Here is a 2,206-nt window from a genome sequence, read left to right on the forward strand (position 1 = left end):
TTAGTAGTCTCAGGCAGACTCGAACTGCCGACCTCTACATTATCAGTGTAGCGCTCTAACCAGCTGAGCTATGAGACTTCTTTAATCTCCTAACTCCTCCATAAGCAATTGCTCTGGTCATTACCTAAGAGAGCGCTAGCGCTCCCCGTCCGAACGTGCCGTTGCGGCGCGGGCGGGTAACCAGCTGAGCTATGAGACTCACTATATTGATCACTAAAATCATTATAAAATATGTAAAAACAGAAAACCGAAAAAACGAGCCCTTAACATTCGCCCTCAATGGCAAATACTCTAGAAAGGAGGTGTTCCAGCCGCACCTTCCGGTACGGCTACCTTGTTACGACTTAGCCCTAGTTACCGATCTTGCCCTAGGCCGCTCCTTGCGGTGACGGACTTCAGGCACTCCCAGCTTCCATGGCTTGACGGGCGGTGTGTACAAGGCCCGGGAACGTATTCACCGGATCATGGCTGATATCCGATTACTAGCGATTCCAGCTTCACGGGGTCGAGTTGCAGACCCCGATCCGAACTGTGACCGGCTTTATAGATTCGCTCTGCCTTGCGACATGGCTGCTCTCTGTACCGGCCATTGTAGCACGTGTGTGGCCCAGGACGTAAGGGCCGTGATGATTTGACGTCGTCCCCACCTTCCTCGCGGTTTGCACCGGCAGTCCCGTTAGAGTCCCCATCATGACATGCTGGCAACTAACGGCAGGGGTTGCGCTCGTTATAGGACTTAACCTGACACCTCACGGCACGAGCTGACGACAACCATGCAGCACCTTGTAATCTGTCCGAAGAAAACTCTATCTCTAAAGCTGTCAGACTACATTTAAGCCCTGGTAAGGTTCCTCGCGTATCATCGAATTAAACCACATGCTCCACCGCTTGTGCGGGCCCCCGTCAATTCCTTTGAGTTTCATCCTTGCGGACGTACTCCCCAGGTGGGATACTTATCACTTTCGCTTAGCCACCCAGCATTGCTGCCGGACAGCTAGTATCCATCGTTTACGGCGTGGACTACCGGGGTATCTAATCCCGTTCGCTCCCCACGCTTTCGTCCATCAGCGTCAGTATATGGTTAGTAACCTGCCTTCGCAATCGGTATTCTATGTGATATCTATGCATTTCACCGCTACACCACATATTCTAGTTACTTCACCATAACTCAAGACCACCAGTATCAAGGGCAATTCTACGGTTGAGCCGCAGACTTTCACCCCTGACTTAATGGCCCGCCTACGGACCCTTTAAACCCAATGATTCCGGATAACGCTCGGATCCTCCGTATTACCGCGGCTGCTGGCACGGAGTTAGCCGATCCTTATTCTTACGGTACCGTCAGTAGAGCACACGTGCCCTAGGTTCTTCCCGTATAAAAGCAGTTTACAATCCATAGGACCGTCTTCCTGCACGCGGCATGGCTGGATCAGGCTCTCGCCCATTGTCCAATATTCCTCACTGCTGCCTCCCGTAGGAGTCTGGTCCGTGTCTCAGTACCAGTGTGGGGGATCCCCCTCTCAGGGCCCCTACCCATCGCGGTCTTGGTAGGCCGTTACCCTACCAACTAACTAATGGGACGCATAGTCATCCTTTACCGTAACCTTTACCCTAATCGTGAATCCACAAGAAGGGACCATGGGGCATTGATCCAAATTTCTTCGGGCTATTCCCCAGTAAAGGGCAGATTCTATACGCGTTACTCACCCGTGCGCCGGTCGCCATCTTCCAGCAAGCTGGAAATGCTGCCCCTCGACTTGCATGTGTTAGGCCTGCCGCTAGCGTTCATCCTGAGCCAGGATCAAACTCTTCATCGTTGATTCTTATATAACTTCGATCAACCATCAAAAGCAAAATGCCCAGCTCGTATTTTCGGTTTCTTTTTCAATATCCCCGATCTGTCGCCAGATCGAAAATACGCTGTCTTTACAATATGTTCAAGAACGTGTATTCTTTACTTTCCATTCAAGCTTCCGTTTCCGTAAGCGGCTGCAAATATACAACCTCTTTTTCTTCTGGCAAACCTTTTTTGAAAAAACTTTGTTTTTCTTTTCTGGCTCAACCTAATCGGATACGAAATGTCAAAGTACATGGCGTCTTACCGCCGTTTCCGCCCACTCGCTGATCGAGTCGTTTGCGGGGTGCAAATCTACGCCCCTTTTTCGATTCCACAAGCTTTTTCAATAACTATTTTTAAGGTTTTTTA

The 2,206-nt window shown here is 50.2% G+C and carries 1 tRNA gene and 1 rRNA gene; both read right to left on the reverse strand.

Features of this window, described 5'->3' with window-relative positions:
- Positions 1–4: 4 nt before the first annotated feature.
- Positions 5–78 (reverse strand) — tRNA-Ile (locus tag BV214_RS12885).
- 217 nt (positions 79–295) lie between these two features.
- Positions 296–1,817: ribosomal RNA gene (locus BV214_RS12890) — 16S ribosomal RNA — on the reverse strand.
- Between the last annotated feature and the right edge of the window lie 389 nt (positions 1,818–2,206).

The sequence above is a fragment of the Arenibacter amylolyticus genome (assembly GCF_002150785.1).
Classification (GTDB): Bacteria; Bacteroidota; Bacteroidia; order Flavobacteriales; family Flavobacteriaceae; genus Arenibacter; species Arenibacter amylolyticus.